3 protein-coding genes are annotated in these 5246 nt (G+C 66.8%); 2 read left to right on the forward strand and 1 reads right to left on the reverse strand.

Features of this window, described 5'->3' with window-relative positions:
- On the reverse strand, positions 1-821 hold an 821-nt coding region (locus VGE49_RS05440; RefSeq protein WP_331033551.1), incomplete at its 3' end, for an aminotransferase class I/II-fold pyridoxal phosphate-dependent enzyme.
- A gap of 173 nt (positions 822-994) precedes the next feature.
- Between VGE49_RS05440 and VGE49_RS05445 the strand changes: the two genes are divergently transcribed.
- Together VGE49_RS05445 and VGE49_RS05450 are read left to right on the forward strand one after the other, a co-directional pair.
- On the forward strand, positions 995-3079 hold the full coding sequence (locus VGE49_RS05445; protein WP_331033552.1) for a TonB-dependent receptor domain-containing protein: 2085 nt from the start codon (positions 995-997) through the stop codon (positions 3077-3079).
- Between the two features lie 199 nt (positions 3080-3278).
- On the forward strand, positions 3279-5246 hold a 1968-nt coding region (locus tag VGE49_RS05450; protein WP_331033553.1), incomplete at its 3' end, for a TonB-dependent receptor.

Consider the following 5246-nt stretch of genomic DNA (forward strand, 5'->3'; position numbering starts at 1 on the left):
AACAGATACGGCCGCGCCCGCTGCTTCAGCAGTTGCACCACCGGCGCCGTGGCGCAGATGAACCCGCCCATGGCCCCGCCCAGCGCCTTGCCGAAGGTGCCGGTGACGAAGTCGACCTTGACCCCGCAGTGCGAGAACGACCCCCGCCCGCGCTCGCCCATGAAGCCGGTGACGTGGCAGTCGTCGACCATGATCAGGGCGCCGTACTGGTCCGCCAACGCCCGAATCCGGTCCAGCTTGGCGACATAGCCGTCCATCGAGAAGGCGCCGTCGGTGGCGATGATGATGTCGCGCGCGCCATCGGCCCGCGCCTGCTTCAGTTGCGCCTCCAGGTCCGCCATGTCGGAGTTGGCGAAGCGATACCGCTTGGCCTTGGACAGGCGCACGCCGTCGATGATGGAGGCGTGGTTCAGACTGTCGGAGACAATGGCGTCCTCGGCGGAAAACAGCGGCTCGAAGATGCCGCCGTTCGCGTCGAAGGCGGCGGCGAACAGGATGGCGTCTTCAAAGCCGAGATAGTCGGCGACGGCGCGTTCCAGCTCTTTATGAATTTCCAACGTGCCGCAGATGAAGCGGACCGAGGCCGTGCCCGCGCCCCACTTCTCCATCGCCTTGATGCCCGCCTGGGCGACGCGCTCGTCGCCCGCCAGACCAAGGTAGTTGTTGGCGCAGAAGTTCAGGACGTCGCGGCCGCCCACTGAAATGACAGGCCCCTGACGCGAGGCGATGACGCGCTCGGGCTTGGTCAGCCCCTGGGCGTCGATATCAGCCAGTTCGGCGGAGATGCGGTCGTAGAAGGCCGTATTGGTGCTCTGGATCATGATGGCTCCGCTACGCTGAATCCGGGCCGGTTTGAACCCCCGTTTTCAGTGGTCCTGGGCCGAATCTGTTCGAACGTCGCGCCCGACCAAAGGCTCCGTACGGAAAGAAATCGAGCGAGGCGGTTGCGTGATGATACACTATAACATATCAAGTTCTCGACATTGTAACGGGGATGCGTGCCTTGCGACTTCAAACCTTCCTGCTGACCGCCGCCGGGGCCACGGCCCTTTCGACCTCCGCCTTCGCCGCCCCCGCCGCTGACGAGGTGATCCAGACGGCGAAACAGGACGAGCCGACCGAGATCGCCGACGTGGTGGTCCGCGCCCTGCCCCTGGGCCGCGCCGGTGACGACGTGGGTTCGCACGTCGCCCTGCTGAGCGGCGACGAACTGGTTCACCGCCGCCAGTCGACCTTGGGCGACACGCTGAGCGGCATCCCAGGCGTCAACTCCGACACCTTCGGCGGCGGTGCCAGCCGCCCGGTGGTGCGCGGTCAGGCCGCCCCGCGCGTCAAGGTTCTGAGCGAAGGCGCGGGCCTGATGGACGCCTCGGAAGTCTCGCCCGACCACGCCATTTCCGGCGAGCCCCTGCTGCTGGAAGGCATCGAGATCCTGCGCGGCCCCTCGGCGCTTCTCTATGGCGGCGGCGCCATCGGCGGGGCGGTCAATCTGCTGGACAAGAAGATCCCGACCCGCGTCCCGGCCAACGGCGGCGAGGCCGTGGTCGAATATCGTCGCGGCTCGGTCGACAATGAAGAAGCCGGCGTGGTCGGCGCCACGGTCGGCGCCGGGAACTTCGCGGTCCGTATCGAGGCGGCGGCGCGCAAAGCCGACGACTACAAGGTCCCCGACTGGGACGAGCCGCGTCTGGACGGCTCCTACAACGAGACCTCGACCGCGACGCTCGGCGCCTCATACATCGGATCGCGCGGCTACCTGGGAGCGGCCTATACCGAACAGACCAGCGACTACGGTCTGGCCGGGCACACCCATGAATACGAGGGCTGCCATCCGCACGGCGACCACCTGCATTGCGGCGGCCACGACGATCACGACCACGACGGCCATGACCATGACGAGGGCGAGGAGCATGATCACGACCACGGCGTGCCCGAGGTCCGGCTGAAAAGCCGCCGCATCGACCTGCGCGGTGAACTGCGCGATCCCCTGCCTGGGATCGAGAACGTGCGTCTGCGCGCCGGCTACACCGACTATCAGCATCAGGAGCTGGAGGAAGGCGTCGTCTCGACCACCTTCACCAACGAAGGCTATGACGGCCGCATCGAGGCGCAGCACAAGCCGATCGCCGGCTTCAAGGGCGTGGTCGGCCTTCAACTGAGCAAGAGCGACTTCGCCGCCGTCGGCGAGGAAAGCTTCCTGGCCCCCAGCACGACCAAGAACACCGGCCTGTTCGTGATGGAGGAATACGAACTCGGCGACTGGCATTTCGAGGGCGCCCTGCGTCAGGAGTGGCAGGAGGCCTCGGCTCTCGGCCTGCCGGACGCCGAACACAAGCCCTTCTCGATCTCGAGTTCGGCGGTCTGGCACTTCATGCCCGGCTGGACCGGCGCGGTGTCGCTGTCGCGCTCGCAGCGCGCCCCCTCGGCGCAGGAGCTCTATGCCGACGGCGTCCACCTGGCGACCAACACCTATGAGATGGGCGACAGCGGCCTGGACGTCGAAACGGCCAATGCGCTGGAGCTGACGCTGCGCAAGACGGCGGGGTCCACGACCGCCTCGGTCAGCGCCTATCACTACGTCTATGACGATTACATCTTCGCCCGGACGCTGGATCAGTTCGAAGACTTTCGCCTGATCCAGTACAGCCAGGCCGACGCGACGTTTACCGGGCTGGAAGGCGAGGTGCGCCAGCAGCTGACGCCCTGGCTGTCGGCCACGGTCTTCGGCGACTATGTGCGCGGCGAGCTGAAGGGCGACGGGGGCAACCTACCCCGCATCCCGGCCGCCCGCGTCGGCGTCCGCGCCGAGGCCTTCGCCGGGCCGTGGTCGGGTGACGTCGAATACAGCCGCACCTTCAAACAGAACGACATCGCCGCCTTCGAAAGCGAGACGCCGGGCTACAACATGGTCAACGCCACCGTGGCCTATGACGTGGAGCTGGCGGGGGTGAAGTCGCAGATCTTCCTGCGCGGAACCAACCTGCTGGATGAGCTGGCGCTGAACCACGCCTCCTTCCTGGCCGAAACCGCCCCGCAGCGGGGCCGCAACCTGGTGGTGGGGGTGCGCGCCCGCTTCTGATTTCATCGGAGCCGAAAAAAGAAGGGGCGGCGTGCGACGGACGCCGCCCCTTCGTTCGTTAGACTGCTGTCGAGCCTGCCGTGACATTTCCACGTCATTACAGGCTGTTAATCTGACGGAGCCGATGCCGCCCCTATTCGGCGCACGTCGGTCTTCAAGCAGATAAACACCCAAGCTTTCGGTCTAACCAGGACTCTCCATGTCGCCCGTCGTTCTGCTTCTCGCTCTCACCTCGCTCGATCCCAATGCGGAGATGACGACCCCGGCGGCGGCGCCCCAGACCCAGACGCCCGCCGTGCCCGCCATCAACGAGCAGGAAGCCTACGACCTGGGCGAGATCCAGGCCGTCTCGACCAAGCGCCGGGGTGCGGCGCTGGGCGACTACGAGCCCGAACTGGTGCTGGATGAGGAACAGCTGAAAGCCTATGGCGCCAGCAGCATTCAGGAATTGATGACCCTGCTGGAGCCGGTGACGCGCAGTTCGCGCGGCGGCTCGCCAGTCTTCCTGGTCAACGGGCGGCGTATCTCGGGCTTCCAGGAAATCCGCGGCATCCCGCCCGAGGCCATCGAACGCACCGAAATCCTGCCCGAGGAAACCGCCCTCTCCTACGGCTACGGCGCCGACCAACGGGTGGTGAACTTCGTCCTCAAGGCGAACTTCCGCTCGCTGACCATGCAGGCCAGCATCCGCCGCCCGGACGAGGGCGGGCGCACGGTCAGCGACCTGGAAAGCAACATCCTGCGCATCGCCGGCAAGCAGCGCACGACGCTGGACCTGGAATACGAGAACGACACCCCCCTGTTCGAGACCGAGCGCGACCTCCAGCGCGAAGACGGCGATCCGAGCGACTACCGCACCCTGCTGGCCAAGCAGGAACAGGCCTCGGTCGCCGGTTCGGTCGTGCGCGACCTGAACGACACCACCGCCCTGACGCTGAGCGCCAGCCTGGAGGACACGTCGCGGCTGTCCTACCAAGGCCTGCCGAGCGTCCAGTTGGCCCTGCCGCCGTCCAGCGTCTCCCAGCAATTGTATCTGAACGCGCCCGACGCCCTGTCGCGCACGACCGACACCCTGGCGGGCAAGGTCGGCGCCCTGATGGACGGCTATCTGGGCGACTGGCGCTGGACGCTGACAGGCGGCTATGACCGCACCGAGACCAAGACCCGCACGGGGCGCGGACTGGATCAGGAAACCCTGCAGACAGGGGTGACGTCGGGCGCCATCGACCCCTTCGCCGACGTGGACCTGCTGCCGCGCCTGCCCTTTGACACCGCACGGTCCGTGTCCAGCAGCGGCAACCTCGAAGGCGTCATCAACGGAACCGCCTGGGAGGCGCCGGCGGGCGCCCTGACCTCGACCTTCAAGGTCGGCTTCGACACCCAGACGCTGGATTCCGAGAGCGTGCGCTCCGGCGTCTTCTCGGAACGATCGCTGTCGCGCGACCGGACCAGCGCCTCGGGTAACTTCAACCTGCCGATCGCCAGCCGTGACCGCGAGGTTCTGGGCGTGCTGGGCGACCTGTCGGCCAACCTGAACCTGGCCTATCAGGACCTGTCCGACTTCGGCGGCCTGAGCGCCTACACCTTGGGTCTGAACTGGTCGCCCTGGACGCCCATCAACTTCAACGTCAGCTGGAGCGACGAGCAGAACGCTCCGTCGATGTCGCAGTTGAACGACCCGACCATCTCGACCCCCAACGTGCCGGTCTATGACTTCGCCACCGGCCAGTCGGTCAACATCACCCGTATCGAAGGCGGCAACCCGGGCCTGTCCGAGGAAACCAAGCGCATCCTGAAGCTGGGCTTCAACTTCACGCCGTTGAAGGACAAGGATCTGCGGCTCACCGCCAACTACAGCCGTACAGAGGTCGAGGGCTCCATCGCCGCCTTCCCGACCATCACCCCGGAACTGGAAGCCGCCCTGCCGGAGCGTTTCACGCGGGACCTCGACGGCAATCTGCTGTCGATCGACGCCCGTCCGCTGAACTTCCAGAAGGCCGAGCAGCAGGAAATCCGCTGGGGCCTGAACTTCTCGACCCCGTTCGGCAAGCCCGATCCGGCGGCGGCGGCGCGCATGGGGCAGCGCGGCCCGGGCGGCGGACGTCCCGGCGGAAGCGGCGGTCCCGTGACGATGCGAATGGAAGGCGGCCCGCCCCCCGGCGGGGGC

It is taken from the genome of Brevundimonas sp., assembly GCF_036405315.1.
Classification (GTDB): Bacteria; Pseudomonadota; Alphaproteobacteria; order Caulobacterales; family Caulobacteraceae; genus Brevundimonas.

Excerpts from the sequence above, each read along its gene's own strand:
- VGE49_RS05445 (WP_331033552.1), top strand. The coding sequence starts at position 995 with ATGCGTGCCTTGCGACTTCAAACCTTCCTGCTGACCGCCGCCGGGGCC.